At 56.5% G+C, this 20,427-nt stretch carries 16 protein-coding genes and 1 pseudogene; 14 read left to right on the top strand and 3 right to left on the bottom strand.

Annotated elements, in window-relative coordinates; all coding sequences use genetic code 11:
* Positions 1 to 28: 28 nt before the first annotated feature.
* The 6 genes from thiB to ilvN all read left to right on the top strand — a co-directional run bounded on the left by thiB (position 29) and on the right by ilvN (position 5,593).
* Complete coding sequence (gene thiB, locus D9980_RS24455) at positions 29 to 1,015, top strand: thiamine ABC transporter substrate binding subunit (RefSeq protein ID WP_121608679.1); 987 nt, start codon at positions 29 to 31, stop codon at positions 1,013 to 1,015.
* On the top strand, positions 991 to 2,598 hold the full coding sequence (thiP, locus tag D9980_RS24450; RefSeq protein WP_121608678.1) for a thiamine/thiamine pyrophosphate ABC transporter permease ThiP: 1,608 nt from the start codon (positions 991 to 993) through the stop codon (positions 2,596 to 2,598). Before thiB ends, thiP begins: the two co-directional genes overlap by 25 nt.
* Positions 2,585 to 3,289: a thiamine ABC transporter ATP-binding protein ThiQ gene (gene thiQ, locus D9980_RS24445; RefSeq protein ID WP_121608677.1), complete on the top strand. Its 705-nt coding sequence runs from the start codon at positions 2,585 to 2,587 to the stop codon at positions 3,287 to 3,289. Before thiP ends, thiQ begins: the two co-directional genes overlap by 14 nt.
* Positions 3,290 to 3,377: 88 nt before the next feature.
* Positions 3,378 to 3,491 carry an ilvB operon leader peptide IvbL gene (ivbL, locus tag D9980_RS24440; protein WP_193569011.1) on the top strand — a complete coding sequence of 38 codons (114 nt, stop codon included), beginning with the start codon at positions 3,378 to 3,380 and terminating at the stop codon, positions 3,489 to 3,491.
* Between the two features lie 110 nt (positions 3,492 to 3,601).
* Entirely contained in the window at positions 3,602 to 5,296 is a 1,695-nt protein-coding gene (ilvB, locus tag D9980_RS24435; RefSeq protein WP_121608676.1) for an acetolactate synthase large subunit, read from the top strand.
* A gap of 3 nt (positions 5,297 to 5,299) precedes the next feature.
* Positions 5,300 to 5,593, top strand: coding sequence for an acetolactate synthase small subunit (gene ilvN / locus D9980_RS24430; RefSeq protein WP_021179286.1), 294 nt, complete (start codon positions 5,300 to 5,302; stop codon positions 5,591 to 5,593).
* A 66-nt stretch (positions 5,594 to 5,659) separates the two neighbouring features.
* Here the strand turns inward: ilvN and dinQ are convergent, their stop codons facing one another.
* Both dinQ and D9980_RS24415 read right to left on the bottom strand, forming a co-directional pair.
* Positions 5,660 to 5,740 carry a damage-inducible type I toxin DinQ gene (gene dinQ, locus D9980_RS24425; protein ID WP_166735140.1) on the bottom strand — a complete coding sequence of 27 codons (81 nt, stop codon included), beginning with the start codon at positions 5,738 to 5,740 and terminating at the stop codon, positions 5,660 to 5,662.
* A gap of 401 nt (positions 5,741 to 6,141) precedes the next feature.
* Positions 6,142 to 6,909, bottom strand: a complete 768-nt coding sequence (locus D9980_RS24415) for a DedA family protein (RefSeq protein WP_121608675.1) — start codon at positions 6,907 to 6,909, stop codon at positions 6,142 to 6,144.
* A gap of 170 nt (positions 6,910 to 7,079) precedes the next feature.
* On the opposite strand from D9980_RS24415, the gene D9980_RS24410 reads away from it, so the two are divergent.
* The 3 genes from D9980_RS24410 (at position 7,080) to rluA (ending at position 13,414) form a co-directional block, all read left to right on the top strand.
* A complete protein-coding gene (locus D9980_RS24410) occupies positions 7,080 to 9,446 on the top strand; it encodes a DNA polymerase II (RefSeq protein WP_121608674.1) in 2,367 nt (788 codons plus the stop codon).
* Positions 9,447 to 9,802: 356 nt separating this feature from the next.
* Entirely contained in the window at positions 9,803 to 12,709 is a 2,907-nt protein-coding gene (gene rapA, locus D9980_RS24405) for an RNA polymerase-associated protein RapA (protein WP_024483551.1), read from the top strand.
* A gap of 54 nt (positions 12,710 to 12,763) precedes the next feature.
* Entirely contained in the window at positions 12,764 to 13,414 is a 651-nt protein-coding gene (rluA, locus tag D9980_RS24400; RefSeq protein ID WP_024483552.1) for a bifunctional tRNA pseudouridine(32) synthase/23S rRNA pseudouridine(746) synthase RluA, read from the top strand.
* 34 nt (positions 13,415 to 13,448) lie between these two features.
* On the opposite strand, the gene djlA is transcribed toward rluA, so the two are convergent.
* A complete protein-coding gene (gene djlA / locus D9980_RS24395) occupies positions 13,449 to 14,282 on the bottom strand; it encodes a co-chaperone DjlA (protein WP_024483553.1) in 834 nt (277 codons plus the stop codon).
* Positions 14,283 to 14,512: 230 nt separating this feature from the next.
* On the opposite strand from djlA, the gene lptD reads away from it, so the two are divergent.
* The 5 genes and pseudogenes from lptD to apaG all read left to right on the top strand — a co-directional run bounded on the left by lptD (position 14,513) and on the right by apaG (position 20,427).
* Positions 14,513 to 16,879, top strand: a complete 2,367-nt coding sequence (gene lptD / locus D9980_RS24385; protein WP_121608673.1) for an LPS assembly protein LptD — start codon at positions 14,513 to 14,515, stop codon at positions 16,877 to 16,879.
* A 67-nt stretch (positions 16,880 to 16,946) separates the two neighbouring features.
* Entirely contained in the window at positions 16,947 to 18,248 is a 1,302-nt protein-coding gene (surA, locus tag D9980_RS24380; RefSeq protein WP_024483555.1) for a peptidylprolyl isomerase SurA, read from the top strand.
* A pseudogene (gene pdxA, locus D9980_RS24375) lies at positions 18,235 to 19,226 on the top strand (4-hydroxythreonine-4-phosphate dehydrogenase PdxA). Before surA ends, pdxA begins: the two are co-directional and overlap by 14 nt.
* Positions 19,219 to 20,037 carry a 16S rRNA (adenine(1518)-N(6)/adenine(1519)-N(6))-dimethyltransferase RsmA gene (gene rsmA / locus D9980_RS24370; RefSeq protein ID WP_021179275.1) on the top strand — a complete coding sequence of 273 codons (819 nt, stop codon included), beginning with the start codon at positions 19,219 to 19,221 and terminating at the stop codon, positions 20,035 to 20,037. Before pdxA ends, rsmA begins: the two are co-directional and overlap by 8 nt.
* A 12-nt stretch (positions 20,038 to 20,049) precedes the next feature.
* A complete protein-coding gene (apaG, locus tag D9980_RS24365; protein WP_024483557.1) occupies positions 20,050 to 20,427 on the top strand; it encodes a Co2+/Mg2+ efflux protein ApaG in 378 nt (125 codons plus the stop codon).

The raw sequence follows: 20,427 nt of genomic DNA, 5'->3' as shown, positions 1-20,427 counted from the left end.
TTTGCCCCTTTATTATTAGGAGTGCAAAGTGGTCAAAAAATACCTGCCCTGTTTATTACTGCTAGCGGCGATGCCCGTCCTGGCCAAGCCAACGCTGACGGTCTATACCTACGACTCTTTCGCTGCCGACTGGGGCCCAGGCCCGGCGATAAAAAAAGCCTTTGAGGCCGAATGTGACTGCGAATTGAAATTCGTGGCGCTGGAAGACGGCGTGTCGTTACTCAATCGCCTGAGAATGGAAGGCAAGAACAGCGGCGCCGACGTGATTTTGGGCCTGGACAACAACCTGCTGCAAGCCGCGCAGCAAACCGATCTGTTCTCCGCCAGCCAAGTTGATACTAGCAAGCTCACGGTTCCCGGTGGTTGGCACAACCAGACCTTCGTTCCCTACGACTATGGCTACTTTGCTTTCGTCTACAACAAAGACAAACTGAAGAACCCGCCGACCAGCCTGAAAGAGTTGGTGAGCAGCGATCGCCCCCTGAAGATCATCTATCAGGATCCACGCACCAGCACTCCTGGCCTTGGCCTGCTGCTCTGGATGCAGAAAGTGTATGGCGACGAGGCACCGCTTGCCTGGCAACAGTTGGCGAAGAAAACCGTCACCGTGACCAAAGGCTGGAGTGAAGCCTACGGCCTGTTCCTGAAAGGGGAAGGCGACATGGTACTGAGCTACACCACCTCCCCCGCCTACCATCTGATCGAAGAGAAGAAAGACCTCTATGCGGCGGCCAACTTCACTGAAGGCCACTACCTGCAAATCGAAGTCGCTGGCAAGCTAAAGGCCAGCAAACAGCCAGAACTGGCCGAACGCTTCATGCAGTTTATGGTCTCCCCGGCCTTCCAGAACACCATTCCCACTGGCAACTGGATGTACCCGGTGATCAAGACGGAACTGCCCGCCGGTTTCGAACAGATGACCGTGCCGCAAACGGCATTGCAATTCAGCGCCGAGGAAGTGGCACAACAGCGTGGTAACTGGATCCGAGCATGGCAAACCGCCGTCAGCCACTGATCCCCCACTGGTTATGGCCGGGGCTGATAGCCGCCGGTCTGATCCTGTTGATCGCGTTGGCGGCCATGGGCTCGCTGTGGCGTCATGCGCCCGAGAGCGATTGGCGCAGCCTGTGGCAAGACAGCTACCTGTGGCACGTGGTGCGCTTTACCTTTTGGCAGGCGCTACTCTCCGCCGTAATCTCGGTGGTGCCTGCCATCTGGTTGGCCAGGGCACTGTACCGGCGGCGCTTCCCTGGCCGCAACCTGCTGCTGCGCCTGTGCGCCATGACGCTGGTGCTGCCGGTGCTGGTGGCGGTGTTTGGTATGTTGAGCGTCTACGGCAGGCAAGGCTGGCTGGCAACGCTGTGTGGTTGGCTGGGCGTGAACTACAGTTTTTCGCCTTATGGCCTGCAAGGTATTCTGCTGGCACATCTGTTCTTTAATATGCCTCTGGCCACCCGCCTGCTGCTACAGGCGCTGGAGAACATTCCCACCGAGCAGCGACAACTGGCCGCACAGCTGGGGATGAACGGCTGGCAGCAGTTCCGCTTTGTGGAATGGCCTGCGTTACGCCGCCAGATCCTGCCCAGCGGCGCACTGGTGTTTATGCTGTGTTTTGCCAGCTTTGCAACCGTGCTGTCGTTGGGCGGGGGGCCACAGGCCACCACCATAGAGCTGGCGATCTATCAGGCCTTGAGTTACGACTACGATCTCAGCCGCGCTGCGCTGCTGGCGCTGATCCAACTGGCTTGCTGCCTGGGGCTGGTAGTACTCAGCCAGCGTTTGAGCCAGGCGCTGCCGGTTGGCCATACCCACGCCCAGCGCTGGCGCGATCCGCAGGACAGCCTGGGGCGGCGTATTAGCGATACGCTATTCATTGCTGCAGCGCTATTGTTGCTGTTGCCTCCGTTGCTGGCGGTGATCATCGACGGTGCCAACCAAACGCTGATCACCGTGCTGCAACAGCCAATTCTCTGGCAGGCCCTGTTCACCTCGCTGCGCATCGCACTCGGTGCAGGTGTTTTGTGCGTGGTATTGACCATGATGCTGCTATGGAGCAGCCGTGAACTGAAGCTGCGGCAACGGGCCGCCTGGGGCCAAACGCTGGAACTGAGCGGCATGGTGATCCTGGCGATGCCGGGTATTGTGCTGGCTACCGGTTTCTTCCTGTTGCTGAGCGATACCACTGGGCTGCCGCAGTCGCCTTATGCGCTGGTGATCCTCACCAATGCGTTGATGGCGATACCCTACGCGCTGAAAGTGCTGGAAAATCCGATGCGCGATCTGGCCGAGCGTTATAATCCGCTATGCTTGTCGCTGGATATCCACGGCTGGCAGCGGCTACGCTGGATCGAGCTGAAAGCTTTGCAACGCCCACTGGCGCAGGCTTTGGCCTTTGCCTGTGTGCTGTCGATTGGCGATTTCGGCGTGGTAGCACTGTTCGGCAACGAGCAGTTCCGTACTCTGCCTTTTTATCTCTATCAGCAGATTGGCGCATATCGCAGCAACGACGGGGCCGTGACCGCCCTGCTGCTACTGCTGCTCTGTTTCCTGCTGTTTACCCTGATTGAACGTTTACCGGGCCGCCATGCTGACGCTTGAAAAACTGACCTATCTGTACGAACACCTGCCGATGCGTTTTGACCTGCGCATTCAGCCGGGAGAACACGTTGCGGTGCTGGGCCCTAGCGGCGCAGGCAAAAGTACCTTGCTCAGCCTGATCGCCGGTTTTCTACCGGCGGCCAGCGGCAAACTGTGGCTCAACGGTAGCGATCATACCGCTTCGCCGCCAGCCAAACGCCCGGTGTCGATGCTGTTTCAGGAAAACAACCTGTTTGCCCACCTGACGGTCAGGCAAAACGTCGGCCTGGGGCTGGATCCTGGGCTGCGCCTAACCGCCGCACAGCAGGAACAACTGGCACAGATTGCCCAACAGGTCGGATTGGAGGGGCATCTGCAGCGCCTGCCGTCACAGCTTTCCGGCGGGCAACGGCAACGGGCAGCCTTGGCGCGTTGCCTGATCCGCCAGCAGCCGATCCTACTGCTCGACGAGCCTTTCTCTGCACTCGATCCGGCATTGCGCAGTGAGATGCTGCAACTGCTGCAAAACGTCTGCGACCAGCGCCAACTCACGCTGCTGATGGTTTCACACAATCTGGAGGATGCCGCCCGCATCGCGCCGCGTACCTTGCTGGTCGTGGATGGCCGGATTTATTACGACGGCCCGACGCAGGCATTGGTAAGCGGTAGCGCACCGGAAGCCAAGGTGTTGGGTATTCCGGTTAAACCGTGATCTACCACGCGTTTTTTATGCTGAACCAATAAACCTGTTGTGCGAATTTTGCACCTGTGGTTTTATAAAATTCTGTTTTTTACTACTGATGATAAGGCTCCCTGTGATCGCATCCTCGCTGACCTCGACCCTACTAACAACCGCGCTACCAGCCGCGGTGGTCGTCGTGCGTGTGGTGGTGGTCGTCGGCAACGCGCCGTAGGGTCCGAATCAACGCGATTCCCAAACCCCGCCGGCGCAAACCGGGCGGGGTTTCTTGTTTTAGTCCCCCTGCCCAGAAAAGCTAACCGGCCCAGAGAAAAGGATAGGCACATGGCAACTTCGGGCACGCCACACCAAGGCCAACGTATTACCGGCGCACAGCTGATCGTGCATCTGCTGGAGCGTCAGGGTATCACCACTATTGCAGGCATTCCCGGTGGCGCAGCGCTGCCGCTGTACGATGCTCTGAGCCAAAGCACCGTCATCCAGCACGTTCTGGCCCGCCACGAGCAAGGGGCCGGTTTTATGGCGCAGGGCATGGCACGTACCAACGGCAAGGCGGCGGTCTGTATCGCTTCCAGCGGCCCGGGAGCCACCAATCTGGTGACCGCCATTGCCGACGCCAAACTCGATTCGATCCCATTGGTGTGCATCACCGGCCAGGTATCTTCCTCGATGATCGGCACCGATGCCTTCCAGGAAGTGGATACCTACGGTATTTCCATCCCCATCACCAAATACAACCACCTGGTCCGTGATATCAGCGATCTGCCGCAGGTGATCTGCGACGCGTTCCGCATTGCCGAATCCGGCCGCCCAGGTCCGGTGTGGATCGACATCCCGAAAGACGTGCAAACCGCCGAAATTGAGTGGGATTTGTTACCGCCAATGGCCGTACCAGACGCCCCACCGGCCTTTGATAACAAGCAGGTCGAACAGGCCGCGGCCATGATCAATCAGGCCAAGCGCCCTATTCTGTATCTGGGCGGCGGCATTATCTGCGCTGAAGCCCATAAACCGGCGCTGGAAATGGCCGAGCGCTCCAACCTGCCAACCACCATGACGCTGATGGCATTGGGCGCAATGCCAGTAGAACACCCGTTGTCATTAGGCATGTTGGGGATGCATGCAGCACGCAGCACCAACTTTATCCTGCAAGAAGCCGATCTGCTGATCGTGCTGGGCGCCCGCTTCGACGACCGGGCAATAGGTAAAACCGAGCAATTCTGCCCGAACGCCAAAATTATCCACGTGGATATCGACCGTGCCGAATTGGGCAAGGTTAAACAAGCCAATATTGCCATCCATGCCGACGTCGGCCAGGTGCTGCAACAGCTGTTACCGATGATCGAAGCACAGCCGCGTACCGAATGGATGAACACCGTTAACGATCTGAAGCGTGAATTCCCGATCAACATGCCAAACGTGGCAGATCCATTGAGCCATTACGGGCTGGTTAAAGCCGCAGCACGCTGCGTGGACGAAAGCGCCATTATCACCACCGATGTAGGCCAGCATCAGATGTGGGTAGCCCAGGCTTATCCGCTGAGCCGCCCGCGCCAGTGGCTGACCTCCGGCGGTTTGGGTACCATGGGCTTTGGTTTACCTGCTGCGATTGGTGCTGCACTGGCAGAGCCTCAGCGCAAGGTACTGTGTTTCTCCGGTGACGGCAGCCTGATGATGAATATTCAGGAGATGGCGACCGCCGTTGAGCATAATCTGGATGTGAAAATCATCCTGATGAACAACCAGGCCTTGGGATTGGTACACCAGCAGCAGACGCTGTTCTATCAACAGCATATCTTTGCCGCCACCTATCCAAAGCGTACCGATTTCCTGAAGATTGCCGCCGGTTTTGGCCTGGACACCTGCGATTTGAATGCCGAGGCAGATCCACAGGCTGCGCTGCTGGCAGCGATCCAACGCCCTGGCCCTTGCCTGATCCACGCGCTGATTGATATCAACGAAAAAGTCTACCCAATGGTGCCACCAGGTGCCGCCAACATCGAAATGATTGGAGAATAAGCCATGCAATCACTACAAAAGAATCCACAGGTGATCCTGGAGTTGGCGGTACGGAACCATCCGGGCGTAATGACCCACGTTTGCGGCCTGTTTGCCCGCCGTGCCTTTAACGTGGAAGGTATTTTGTGTATGCCGCTGAAAGATGGGACCCAGAGCCGCATTTGGCTATTGGTAGCCGACGATCAGCGCCTGGTGCAGATGATCAGCCAGGTTGAAAAGCTGGAGGATGTATTACAGGTGAAACGCCATAACGAAGATATGCGGGTGTTTGAGCAGTTGGAGGCTTTCTTCCAGTAAGCTTTCGCGGCTGAATGTTAAAGGCCGGGAAGTGGTTAACCCCCGGCCTTAGCTACGTTTCCGTTATCAGTTCAGTAACTGAAGCACATAACGGATCAGTTCCAGTAACGCGATCAGCGCCCCAAGAACGATGATTGCCTTATCAATATCAATCACCCGTTTTCTCCATAACATGGAGTGAGCCACCGCCGCTTACCCTTACATTGCCTGTCACAGCGCAGCACTCAGTTGTTAGATGAATGCGGCTTCACTCCGGCCAGAGCATCGGATAACGGCACCACCCGTACACCCGACCAGGGCTTGAATATGTACATGCGCACACCGAAGTAAAGACAGCAACAGAGCTAACCCGCTGATTATATCTTAATCAGCCCAAGGCACGACATACTAGATATCCGATTTCTGAGCTTTTGACATTAGAGGGGATCAAAGATAAAATTGATCCTGTTAGATGAATGCGGCTTCAACCGGTCAGAGTTACCCACTCGACACCGGGAAATAAAAAAACCGACCTCACCAGTCGGTTTTTTTATGCCCAAATTTTAGCGTCAGCCCGCCAGCACTTTCCACAGCAGGTGTCGATATACCGGCATCAACGCCTGCTGATGCATATAATAGAAACACACCAGCGCCCCTACCCAGCTAGCAATACAGGCCAACCGCAGCCGCTTCGGCGTTAGCCAGCGTGTAAGCTTATCGGCACTGCGCTTTCCTTCACGCCACCAGCGCCAACTCAGCCAAGCTGCCAGCCACAACAGTACCACCACGCCAAACAACAGCCATTTGAACAACGCGCTGTTGGCGCTAGCAGGAATATCGATCGCGACTCCCGCCAGAATGCCGGGAAAGAAATAGACCGGTGGCCAGGTCAGGCAACCGATGATATTCGGCAGGGCAAATTTGTAGGGAGGCAGATCGAGCATGCCAGCTACCATCGGCACCAGCGGGCGCGTCGGGCCAACAAAACGGCCGATCAAAATCGTAACGATACTGTGCTGATGCAGCGCATGCTCGGTTTTATCCAGCATCGCCTTGTTCTTTTTCAGGAACGACCAACGGTGCAGCGGCCCCTTGAAAGCCCGGCCGATAAAGTAGGAGATCCAATCCCCCAGCAGACAACCGACAATGCCCGCCCCCCAGGCCATATAAAAATCCACCTGTCCGCTGCCGATCAGTGCGCCAATGCTGGCCATCATCACCGTGCCCGGCAATAACAAACCGACCAACGCCAGCGACTCCAGGAACGCCACCAACATGACCACCACCAGGGTGAAAGCCAATGACTGGGTGATCAACTGCTGTAAATAGGCTTCCATTAAACCTCTGTTGGTAAGCTAAACGTATGGGCGAAGGATTGTCCGGCGCGGGCCAGGGGGAGTCAATCGTTGAATTGTATGTAGATTTAGCCAATCCGGCCAATAATAGACAATTACTGTATAAAAACCCATACTATAAACATCTATAGATCATCGATGCTCAGGAACTAGTGACATCTCTACAACAGGGTTTCTTACTCACTCGCCATTGGCGTGATACACCCGCCGGGACCGAAGTTGAGTTCTGGCTGGCAACCGATAGCGGGCCACAGCGGCTACGGCTGGCCCCACAGACCTCCGTGGCATTCATTCCCGCCGAACAGCGTCAGCGGGCAGAGTTGCTGCTGCGTGAAGAGCGTCATGTCGAGCTGAAACCCTTGCCGCTGCAGGATTTCCACTCCCGTCCGGTGATGGGCCTTTATTGCCGCCAGCATCGTCAGTTGATCAAGCTGGAAAAGCTGCTCAAAGAGGGCGGCGTCAACGTGTTTGAGGCTGATATCCGCCCGCCGGAACGCTATCTGATGGAGCGCTTTATCACCGCCCCGGTGTGGTTCAACGGCCAACCCGACGGTCATGGCCTGTGGCTCAACGGCCAGATGAAGCCTGCCCCAGACTACCGCCCCACGTTAAAGCTGGTATCACTGGATATCGAAACCACCGCCCATGGCGAGCTTTACTCCATCGCGCTGGAAGGCTGTGGCCAACGCCAAGTGTATATGCTCGGCCCGGCCAACGGCGGCACTGAAGCGCTGGATTTCGAGCTGGAATACTGCAACAGCCGCCCACAGCTGCTGGAACGCCTGAACCAATGGCTGGAGCAGCACGATCCAGACGCTATCATTGGCTGGAACCTGGTGCAGTTCGATCTGCGGGTGCTGCAGAAACACGCCGAGCGTTATCAGATCCCCCTGCGCTTTGGCCGTGGCGGTAACCTGTTGGAATGGCGCGAGCACGGCTTTAAGCAAAACCACTTCTTCGCCTCGGCCTCCGGACGATTGATTATCGACGGTATCGAGGCGCTGAAATCGGCCACCTGGAACTTCCCGTCCTTCAGCCTGGAATATGTGGCGCAAACGCTACTTGGGGAAGGAAAATCAATCGACAACCCTTACCAGCGGATGGCAGAAATAGACCGCCGTTTTGCCGAAGATAAACCCGCCCTGGCCCGCTATAACCTAAAAGACTGCGAGCTGGTGACGCGCATTTTCGCCAAAACCGAACTGTTGACCTTCCTGCTCGAGCGCGCCACCGTGACCGGCTTGGCGGCCGATCGCAGCGGCGGTTCGGTAGCGGCCTTCAACCACCTTTATATCCCGCGCATGCATCGTCAGGGCTATGTGGCTCCTAACCTTGGGGAGTTGCCGGAAGAACACAGCCCCGGCGGCTTTGTGATGGATTCACAGCCCGGTCTGTATGATTCGGTGCTGGTACTGGATTACAAAAGCCTGTATCCGTCGATCATCCGCACCTTCCTGATCGATCCCGTTGGGCTGGTAGAAGGTATGCAGCACCCGGATGATGAACACTCGGTGCCGGGTTTTCGCCAGGCTCGCTTTTCCCGCACCAAACACTGCCTTCCCGAGATTGTTCGCCAAATCTGGCAGGGGCGCGAAGCGGCCAAACGCCACAATAACAAACCGCTATCGCAGGCGCTCAAGATCATCATGAATGCGTTCTACGGCGTGCTGGGATCGAGCGGCTGTCGCTTCTTCGATCCCAGATTGGCCTCGTCGATCACCCTGCGCGGCCACGAGATCATGCGCCAGACGCGGGAGTTGATCGAAGCTAAAGGTTACCAGGTGATCTACGGCGATACGGACTCGACCTTTGTCTGGCTGAAAAAGGCCCACAGTGAACAGCAGGCCGCCGAGATTGGCCGCGAGCTGCTCGATCATGTCAATCAATGGTGGCAGCAGTATCTGCAACAGCAATATGGGCTGGAAAATGCGCTGGAGCTGGAGTTTGAAACCCACTATTCCCGCTTTTTAATGCCCACCATTCGCGGTGCCGAACAGGGCAGCAAAAAACGCTACGCCGGGTTGATCAGCAAACCGGACGGCAGTGAAGAGATGGTGTATAAAGGATTGGAAACGGTACGCACCGACTGGACCCCACTGGCACAGCAGTTTCAGCAGCAGCTCTATCAACGCATCTTCAAGCGCCAGCCCTATCAGGACTTTGTGCGCGATTACGTGGCCAAAACGCTGAACGGCGAATTTGACGACCGGCTGGTCTACCGCAAACGCCTGCGGCGCAAGCTGGACGACTATCAACGCAATGTCCCGCCACACGCCCGAGCAGCCCGGCTGGCCGATGACTATAATCGTCAACAGGGGCGGCCGCTGCAATATCAGAACGGTGGCTGGATCAGCTATGTAATGACGCTAGCCGGGCCAGAGCCGCTGGAAACCCGGCAATCTGCGATCGATTACGATCATTATCTCGAACGCCAGCTGCAACCGGTGGCAGACGCTATACTTCCCTTCCTGTACGACGATTTTTCGGCGTTGGTAACCAGGCAGATAGGCCTGTTCTGAGCGGTCAAAGCAGGGGGTAATACCACCCCATGGGGAAACCCTTTCTTTTTACTGGTGTTAGTCGGCATTTGGGAAGAAAAAATCATCGGGTTTTACAGGTGACGAATGCGCCGCCTTCCATTACCATAGCGCCCTTCCCAAATTCTGAACCACTATTCACAACATCGTTGTCGCCATGCCGTCACCAGACGTCTGGCGTAACAGGCTATTACCCGCTAAATGAAAATAAAGCTCGCCAACCGGTAACAACGCGGTGGCAGGCAAGATGCCGGGAATAGCAAGCAGTTGAAACAGGTTACCCTGGGCTTATCTGCCGGGTAGCAAGACTTACTTAATAAGAATCGAGCCGACAAACTATGCCTTTTACACTTGGTCAACGCTGGATCAGCGATACGGAAAGCGAATTGGGACTGGGAACCGTGGTCGCACTGGACGTGCGCATGGTCACCCTGCTTTTCCCCGCAACCGGTGAAAACCGCCTCTATGCCAGAAACGACTCGCCAATCACCCGCGTGATGTTTAACCCGGGCGACACCATCAGCAACCACGAAGGCTGGCAGTTGCAGGTGGAGGAAGTCAAAGAGGATAACGGCCTGTTGACCTATATCGGCACGCGTCTGGACACCCAGGAAAGCGGCGTCGCTATGCGTGAGGTGCTGCTGGACAGTAAGCTGACCTTCAGTAAACCGCAAGACCGCCTGTTTGCCGGTCAGATTGACCGCATGGATCGCTTTGCGCTGCGTTTCCGCGCCCGCAAATACCAGAGCGAACAGTATCGCCTGCCGTTCGCTGGCCTGCGTGGTATGCGCGCCAGCCTGATCCCGCACCAATTACATATCGCCTACGAAGTCGGCCAGCGCCATGCGCCGCGCGTTCTGTTGGCCGATGAAGTGGGCCTGGGTAAAACCATCGAAGCCGGGATGATTATTCATCAGCAACTGCTGGCTGGCCGCGCCGAACGCGTGCTGATCGTGGTGCCGGAAACCCTGCAACACCAGTGGCTGGTTGAAATGATGCGTCGCTTCAACCTCTATTTCTCACTGTTTGACGATAGCCGCTATTCCGAAGCGATGCTCGACAGCAGTAACCCGTTCGAAACCGAACAGTTGGTGATCTGCTCGCTGGATTTCGTGCGTCGCAACAAACAGCGCCTTGAGCAGTTGGCCGATGCCCACTGGGATCTGCTGGTGGTAGACGAAGCTCACCACCTCGCCTGGAGCGAAGACGCGCCGAGCCGTGAATATCAGGTGATTGAACAGTTGGCGGAACACATCCCGGGCGTACTGTTATTGACGGCAACCCCGGAGCAGCTTGGCCAGCAAAGCCACTTTGCCCGCTTGCGCCTGCTGGATCCCAGCCGTTTCCATGACTACCAGGAGTTTGTCACCGATCAGCAGAAATACCGTCCGGTAGCCGATGCGGTGACGCTGCTGCTGAGCGGCGAGCGTCTGGCGGATGACAAGCTGAACCTGCTGGGTGAGCTGATCGACGAGCAGGACATTGAACCCCTGCTGAAAGCGGCCAACAGCGATACCGACAACAGCGAACAGGCGCGCCAGGAACTGGTCACCATGCTGATGGATCGCCACGGTACCAGCCGCGTGCTGTTCCGTAATACCCGTAACGGCGTAAAAGGCTTCCCACGCCGCCACCTGCACCAGATCAAACTGCCGTTGCCAACGCAATATCAGACGGCGATCAAGGTGTCCGGCATCATGAGTGCCAAGAAAACCGTCGAAGCCCGCGCCCGCGACATGCTCTACCCAGAACAGATTTATCAGGAGTTCGAAGGGGAGAATGCAACCTGGTGGAACTTCGATCCGCGCGTTGAGTGGCTGCTGGATTATCTGGTCGCCAACCGTCATGAGAAAGTATTGGTGATTTGCGCCCAGGCCGCGACCGCTCTGCAACTGGAGCAGGTGCTGCGTGAGCGCGAAGCGATCCGTGCCGCCGTATTCCACGAAGGGCTGAGCATTATCGAACGCGATCGCGCCGCCGCCTACTTCGCTTCACAGGAAGAAGGCGCGCAGGTACTGCTGTGCTCCGAAATCGGTTCGGAAGGGCGTAACTTCCAGTTTGCCAGCCAGATGGTGATGTTCGATCTGCCGTTCAACCCGGATCTGCTGGAACAGCGTATTGGCCGTCTGGATCGTATTGGCCAGATGCACGACATCCAGATCATGGTGCCTTACCTGGAAAACACCGCTCAGGCCGTGCTGGGCCGCTGGTTCCATGAAGGGCTGGATGCCTTCGAGCACACCTGCCCAACCGGCCGGCCGATTTATGACAGCTGCTACGAGCAACTGATTGGTTACCTGGCTGCCCCTACCGAGCAGGAAGGCCTGGACGAGTTTATCCATGCCTGTAACCAGCAGCACAAACAGTTGAAAACGCAACTGGAACAGGGCCGTGACCGTCTGCTGGAAATGCACTCCAACGGCGGTGACAAAGCGCAGGCGCTGGCGGAAGCCATTGCGGCACAGGACAACGACGTTAACCTGGTGAGCTTTGCGCTCAACCTGTTCGATATCGTCGGCATCAACCAGGAAGACCGTAGCGACAACCTGATCGTCCTGACCCCATCCGACCATATGCTGGTACCGGACTTCCCGGGGCTGCCGCAGGATGGCTGCACTGTGACGTTCGATCGCGAGCAGGCGCTGTCGCGTGAAGATGCCCAGTTTGTCAGTTGGGAACACCCGATTATCCGCAACGGGCTGGATCTTATCCTCTCCGGCGACACCGGGAGCTGTGCGGTTTCCCTGTTGAAAAACAAGGCACTGCCGGTGGGCACCCTGCTGGTCGAACTGGTGTATGTGGTTGAGGCCCAGGCTCCTAAACACCTCCAGTTGACCCGCTTCCTGCCGCCAACGCCGATCCGCATGTTGATGGATCGCAAGGGAACCAACCTGGCGGCACAGGTCGAGTTTGAAAGCTTTAACCGTCAGTTGAACGCGGTCAATCGCCACACGTCCAGCAAGCTGGTCAACGCGGTGCAGCAAGAAGTGCACGTGATGCTGCAACAGGCAGAAAGCCTGGTGGAAGAACAGGCGCGCGCCCTGATCGAACAGGCCAAGCAAGAGGCCGATGACAAGCTGAGCACCGAGCTGGCACGTCTGGAAGCCCTGAAAGCGGTTAACCCGAATATCCGTGATGACGAAGTCGAAGCGCTGGAGTTCAACCGCAAGCAGGTGCTGATTAACCTCAACGAAGCGGGATGGCGGCTGGATGCTATTCGCCTGGTCGTGGTGACGCACCAGTGATCCACTTAACGGGGAGCCAAGGCTCCCCGGTTTGCCCTTCTCAGCGGAGCTAACATGGAACCTTACAATCCCCCGCAAGATCCGATGCACGTGCTGTATCAGGATGAGCACATCATCGTGGTCAACAAACCTAGCGGGCTGCTTTCCGTGCCTGGCCGTGCCCCGGAGAACAAGGACAGCCTGATGACGCGCATCCAGGCAGACTTTCCTGCGGCGGAATCCGTGCATCGCCTGGATATGGCTACCAGCGGGGTGATCGTGGTGGCACTGAACAAGGCCGCCGAGCGTGAGCTAAAACGCCAGTTCCGCGAACGCGAGCCGAAAAAATGCTACATCGCCCGCGTATGGGGGCATATGGCACAGGATGAAGGGTTGGTAGATTTACCGCTGATTTGCGACTGGCCGAACCGGCCCTTGCAGAAAGTCTGTTTCGAAACCGGCAAGGCCGCGCAGACCGAATATGTGGTGCTTTCCCGGGATGCGGATGGCAGCACGCGGGTCAAGCTGCTACCCATCACCGGCCGCTCACACCAATTGCGTGTACATATGCTGGCATTGGGTCACCCCATTCTCGGCGATGGCTTCTACGCCCCGCCAGAGGCCAAGGCGATGGCACCGCGCCTGCAACTGCACGCACAAGAGCTGCGCATCACCCATCCCGCGTTCCAGACACCGATGCATTTTCGCGTAGAACCGGATTTCTGAATTTCCAGGGGCGCCGCATGCGGCGCCCCTGCTTTTATTTAAAACCCTTCTCGCGTTTGATCAGGTCGTAGGCTGCCTGGATCTCCTGCGCTTTCTGTTTCGCCATCTCCATCATTTCCGGCGGTAATCCCTTGGCAACCAGCTTATCCGGGTGATGCTCGCCCATCAGCTTACGGTAGGCGCGCTTGATGGTGGTGGCATCGTCGCTGCTGCTCACGCCCAGCACCTTGCAGGCATCTTCCAGCGTCGGGCCACGTTGCGCCTGCTGGTAGCCGCCCTGGGAGTATCCCCCTTGCTGCCCCTGCCAACTGCCGCCGCCAAACTGACGCCCGCCTTCAATCATGCTGAGGAACTGATCGAACTGAGCGCGGGAGATCCCCAACTCTTCGGCGATCACATACAGCACCTGGCGTTCATTCGGATGCAGCGAGCCGTCGGCAAACGCGGCCTGGATCTGAATTTCCAGAAACATCCGAATCAGGTCAAAGCGACCAAAACAGATGCTGCGTAACTGCTGCAAGGTTTCACGCAGCGGAAACTGGCTGTGCTTGCCTTCGCGGAACGCCTGCTGCGCCGCGGTACGGGCCTCGCCATGCAGTTGCAGGCGATCCATAAACAGGCTGGCTATCTGGATATCGGCTTCAGTCACCCTCCCTTTCGATTTGGTCAGATGCCCCATAACCTGAAAGGTAGTGCGGAAAAATAACGTCTGCCGCGTTTGCTGATCGGTAAAGAAGCCCCGGCTGCGCTTGTTATTACGTGCGGTATCGATCATATGGCCAACGATCAACCCCAGCACGACACCCCAGAATCCGCCGCCAGCCCAAATGGCGACAATCACTCCGAGCAGTTTTCCCCAATACTGCATATACTCCCCAACTATCAAACCGTAATAAGCCGTGTATCCCCATCGGTACGCGCAAGGGTTAAGGCGATTTTTTCCAAGAATTCGATTATCATACCTGTCATTTATCTCTGCGCCTAACGACGACGCAATCGAACGGCAGGATTTAACACTAGCGCAACGCTGATGAGTGATATAGTCTCTGACCGTTTGCCGGACATGACGCCTCTGATGACGGAACACCAAAACCGCGTATGAAAAAAAGTTTCCCAACACTGCTGGCCACGTTAATTTGGACGGCGATATATAGTCAGCACGCGCTGGCAGATCTGGCCGAGCAATGTATGCTCGGTGTGCCTGTTTATGATAAACCCGTGATCAGCGGCGACCCCAACAGTCTGCCGGTCACCATCATTTCTGATGATTCACAAGCCAACTATCCGAACAACGCGCTGTTCACCGGCAACGTCAACGTCGAACAGGGCAACAGCACCCTGACGGCGAAGCAGGTTGAGCTGAAGCAGACGCAAAAAGACGGGCAGCCGGATCCCATCCGTACCGTTACCGCCACCGGTGACGTGAACTACGCGGATAATCAGATCAAACTGAAAGGCCCTAAAGCCTGGTCAAACCTGAACACTAAAGATACCGACGTCTATCAGGGCGACTATCAGATGGTGGGCCGCCAAGGGCGTGGTGACGCCGACAAGATGAAGATGCGCGGTCAAAACCGCTACACCATCCTGGAAAACGGTACCTTCACCTCTTGCCTGCCTGGCGATGACAGCTGGAGCGTAGTGGGCTCCGAAGTGATCCACGATCGCGAAGAAGAAGTGGCCGAAGTGTGGAACGCCCGCTTCAAGATTGGCAAGGTGCCAGTGTTCTACAGCCCCTATTTGCAGCTGCCGGTGGGCAATAAGCGCCGCTCCGGCTTCCTGATCCCCAATGCCAAATATGGCAGTAATAACGGCTTCGAGTTCATGCTGCCGTATTACTGGAACATTGCGCCAAACTTTGATGCCACCATCACCCCGCACTACATGACGAATCGTGGTCTGCAGTGGCAGAACGAATTCCGTTATCTGTTGCAACCGGGTCTGGGCACTATGGCCTTTGACTGGCTGCCAAGCGATAGGGAGTACGAAAAAGATCACGGTGATGTCGACGACAGCAAGCGCTGGCTGTTCTACTGGGGCCATAACGGCGTAATGAATCAGGTGTGGCGTTTCAACGTCGACTACACCAAGGTCAGCGATCCTTATTACTTCACCGATCTGGATTCCAAATACGGTTCCACCACCGATGGCTACGCCACGCAGAAATTCAGCGTCGGTTATGCCGATGAGAACTGGGATGCCACGCTGGCCTCCAAGCAGTTCCAGATCTTCAGCGGTGCAGGTAACCAGAACGCCTACCGTGCACAGCCGCAGTTAGATCTCAACTACTATAAATCGGATATCGGTCCGTTTGATTTCCACACCTACGCCCAGGTTGCCAACTTTACCAGCGTCAACCCGAATAACCCGGAAGCCACCCGTTGGCATATTGAACCGGCGATCAATCTGCCGCTGGTCAACAGTTGGGGCAGCCTGAATACCGAAGCCAAACTGATGGCGACGCATTTCCAGCAGACCATCCCGAACGGTTTTGCCGCTGACTATGCCAGCCGTAACCCGGGGAGCCCGGTTCCCGACCTGGAAGATTCGGTAAACCGCGTACTGCCGCAATTCAAGACCGATGGCAAAGTGGTGTTCGATCGCCCAATGGATTGGTCAGAAGGTTATACCCAAACCATCGAGCCACGTATGCAGTACCTGTACGTGCCTTATCGCGATCAAAGCGATATCTATACTTATGACTCAACCCTGCTGCAAACCGACTACTCGGGCCTGTTCCGCGACCGCTCCTACAGCGGCCTGGATCGCATCGCCTCGCAGAACCGTGTGGCAGCCGGTGTCACCTCGCGTATTTATGATGACGCACTGGTTGAACGTTTTAACGTTTCCGTAGGTCAAATCTACTACCTCAGCCGCTCGCGGACCGGGGATCAAAGTAGCAACTTTGATAATAGCGATGATACCGGCAGCGTCGTCTGGGCTGGTGACACCTATTGGAAGATTGACGATCGCTGGGGCCTGCGCGGTGGTGTGCAATATGACACCCGTCTTGACAGCTTCGCGTTAGGCGACGCGGTAGTGGAATATCGTCAGGATCAGAATCGTATGGTGCAGTTGAACTACCGTTATGCCAGCCCGGAATATATTTCGGCAACCCTGCCGGATATCAGCAACCCGGGCTATCAGGACGGTATTTCACAGGTCGGTCTGGTAGCCAGTTGGCCGATTGCCGATCGTTGGGCAGTGGTCGGGGCGTATTACTACGATACCCGTGCGAAACAAACCGCTAACCAGTTGGTCGGCCTGCGCTATAACACCTGCTGCTGGGCGATTAACGTAGGTTATGAGCGCAAGATCACCGATTGGGACTACGGCAATCAGGTCAGCAAGTACGATAACAAAGTTTCATTCAACGTCGAACTGCGTGGTTTGAGCAGCGATCACAGCCTTGGCACCAATGAAATGCTGCGTTCGGGTATTCTGCCTTACCAACGCGCATTCTGATATTGATTAACGAATTGAAAAAAAACAACTTTCACCCGCATTTGCGGAAACAGATAACGGGAAATGTATGAAGAACTGGAGAACGCTTCTTCTCGGATTGGTGGTTTGTGCCAATACCGCGTTCGCAGCACCGCAACAAATGGATAAAGTCGCCGCCGTCGTCGATAACGGCGTAGTACTCGAGAGCGACGTGAACGGCCTGATGCAATCGGTGAAACTCAACGCACAGCAGGCTGGCCAGCAATTGCCAGACGACAATACGTTGCGTCACCAGATTATTGAACGTCTGATTATGGATAACATCCTGCTGCAGATGGCGCAAAAAATGGGGATCACCGTCAGCGATGCCGACCTGGACAAGGCGATCGGCAATATCGCCGCCCAGAACAAGATGAGCCTGGATCAGCTGCGTAGCCGCTTGGCGTATGAAGGTCTGAACTACAACACTTACCGTGCGCAGATCCGCAAGGAAATGCTGACCTCGGAAGTGCGTAACAACGAAGTGCGTCGCCGTGTCACCATCCTGCCACAGGAAGTTGACGCGTTGGCCAAACAGGTCGGCGCGCAGAACGGCGGTGAAACCGATATCAACATCAGCCACATCCTGATCCCGCTGCCAGAAAACCCATCGCAGAAGCAGGTTGATGAAGCCGAAGCGCTGGCGAAACGCCTAGTGGGTGAAGCGACCGGCGGTGCCGATTTCGGCAAGCTGGCGATCACCTACTCCGCCGACTCACAGGCGCTGAAAGGCGGCCAGATGGGTTGGGGTAAACTGCAGGAAATGCCAACGCTGTTCGCAGAACGTCTGTCCAGCGCCAAAAAAGGCGACGTGGTTGGCCCGATCCGCTCCGGCGTCGGCTTCCATATCCTGAAGGTCAACGATATCCGTGGCGGTACCCAGTCGATTTCCGTGACCGAAGTGCATGCCCGCCATATCCTGCTGAAACCTTCAGTGGTGATGACCGACGATCAGGCACGTGCCAAGCTGCAAGAAGTGTCTGCGGCCATCAAGAGCGGCAAAGCGAAGTTTGAAGACGAGGCTAAACAGCTGTCACAAGATCCAGGCTCTGCCCTCCAGGGCGGCGATCTGGGTTGGGCTTCACCAGACATGTACGATCCAGCCTTCCGCGATGCGCTGCTGAAGCTGCAAAAAGGTCAGGTCAGCGAGCCGGTACACTCTTCCTTTGGCTGGCACCTGATCCAGTTGCTGGATACCCGCCAGGTGGATAAAACCGATGCGGCGCAGAAAGATCGTGCCTACCGCATGCTGTTTAACCGCAAGTTTGCCGAAGAAGCGCAAACCTGGATGCAGGAACAACGTGCCGCTGCTTACGTGAAGATCCTCGATGGAAGCAATGCACCACAATAACCGTATCGTCATAACCCCCGGCGAGCCTGCCGGGGTTGGGCCGGACTTGGTCACCGTACTGGCACAACAGGATTGGCCTGTTGAGCTGGTGGTGTGCGCCGATCCGGCCTTGTTGCTTGAGCGCGCCCACCAGTTGGCGTTACCGCTCACGCTGCGCGACTACCAGCCAGGCCAACCTGCACAGCCACAGCGTGCCGGAACATTAACCGTATTGCCCGTTGCAGCCCCGGCGGCCGTGGTCGCTGGCGAACTTAACGTCGCTAACAGTGCCTATGTGGTAGAGACTCTGGCACGAGCCTGTGACGGTTGCCTGAACGGTGAGTTCGCCGCGCTGGTCACTGGCCCGGTCAACAAAAGCATCATCAACGACGCTGGCGTCGCCTTTACCGGCCACACCGAGTTCTTTGCCGATCGCAGCCATTGTGAACGCGTGGTGATGATGCTGGCTACCGAGGAGCTACGCGTCGCTCTGGCAACGACCCATCTGCCGTTACTGGCAGTCCCGGGCGCCATCACCCAACAGAGCCTGTTCGAAGTGATCACCATTCTCGATCGGGATCTGAAAAACCAGTTTGGCATCCCACAGCCACTGATCTACGTCTGTGGGCTAAACCCGCATGCGGGGAAGGTGGCCACATGGGGCGTGAAGAGCTGGATGTGATTATTCCGGCTTTGGAGGTGCTGCGTAGCCGCGGCATCCAGCTGATTGGCCCGCTCCCGGCGGATACGCTGTTCCAGCCAAAATATCTGCAACATGCAGATGCGGTGCTGGCGATGTATCACGATCAGGGCTTGCCTGTACTAAAATACCAGGGGTTTGGTCGGGCGGTGAATATCACCCTCGGTTTGCCTTTTATCCGTACCTCGGTCGACCATGGTACCGCGTTGGAACTGGCTGGCAGCGGCACTGCCGATGCAGGCAGCTTCAAAACGGCCTTGGCTCTCGCCATTAAAATGATAATTAACAGCAATGAATAATAGAGTCCACCAAGGGCACTTTGCCCGCAAACGTTTTGGACAGAACTTTTTAACCGATCAGTTTGTCATCGATAGCATTGTCTCGGCCATTCACCCACAGCCGGGCGAAGCGGTGGTCGAAATCGGCCCAGGCCTGGGAGCCTTGACCGAGCCGGTTGGCGCGCGTATGGATCGCATGACGGTGATTGAACTTGACCGCGATCTGGCAGCCCGCCTGGCCAATCACCCACAGTTGAAAGACAAGCTGACCATTCATCAGCAAGATGCCATGACGGTGAACTTCGCCGAGTTGGCAGCCGTGGAAGGCCAATCGTTGCGCGTGTTCGGCAACCTGCCGTATAACATCTCAACGCCGCTGATGTTCCACCTTTTCAGCTATACTTCAGCTATCCGCGACATGCACTTTATGCTGCAAAAAGAGGTAGTCAACCGTCTGGTTGCCGGCCCAAACAGTAAGGCATACGGGCGCTTGACCGTGATGGCGCAGTATTACTGCAACGTTATTCCCGTGTTGGAAGTGCCACCGACTGCGTTCGCACCGCCGCCTAAAGTCGATTCTGCCGTGGTTCGCCTGGTACCGCATCTGGTGATGCCCAATATTGTCGGCGATGTGCGTATGCTCAGCCGCGTGACCACCCAGGCGTTTAACCAACGCAGAAAAACCATCCGCAACAGCCTGGGCGATCTTTTCACCCCGGAACAGTTGACGGAACTCGGCGTCGATCCGACGCTCAGAGCAGAGAATATTTCTGTAGCGCAGTACTGTAAGCTGGCAAACTGGCTTTCACAACAGCAGGCGCAGCAGCAATAAGGAGCCGTTGTCATGATTGATTCGCCCCGTGTATGTGTGCAGGTACAGAGTGTGTATGTGGAATCACAATCGATACCTGAGGAAGAACGTTACGTCTTCGCTTATACCGTTACCATCCGTAATCTGGGGCGCTTTGACGTGCAACTGCTGGGCCGTTACTGGCTGATCACCAACAGTAACGGTCGCCAAACCGAGGTTCAGGGCGAGGGAGTGATCGGTGAACAGCCCATTATCCAGCCCGGCAGCGAGTTCCAATATACCAGCGGTGCGATACTCGAAACGCCGCTGGGCACCATGGAAGGCCATTATGAAATGGTTGATCAACAGGGTCAGCCATTCCGTACCGCTATTCCGGTGTTCCGTTTAGCCATCCCAACGCTGATCCACTAA

This window comes from Serratia sp. 3ACOL1 (assembly GCF_003668775.1).
Classification (GTDB): domain Bacteria; phylum Pseudomonadota; class Gammaproteobacteria; order Enterobacterales; family Enterobacteriaceae; genus Chania; species Chania fonticola.
Note: the sequence above shows the minus strand (reverse complement) of the source record. Positions and strands in the feature narration are given on the sequence as shown.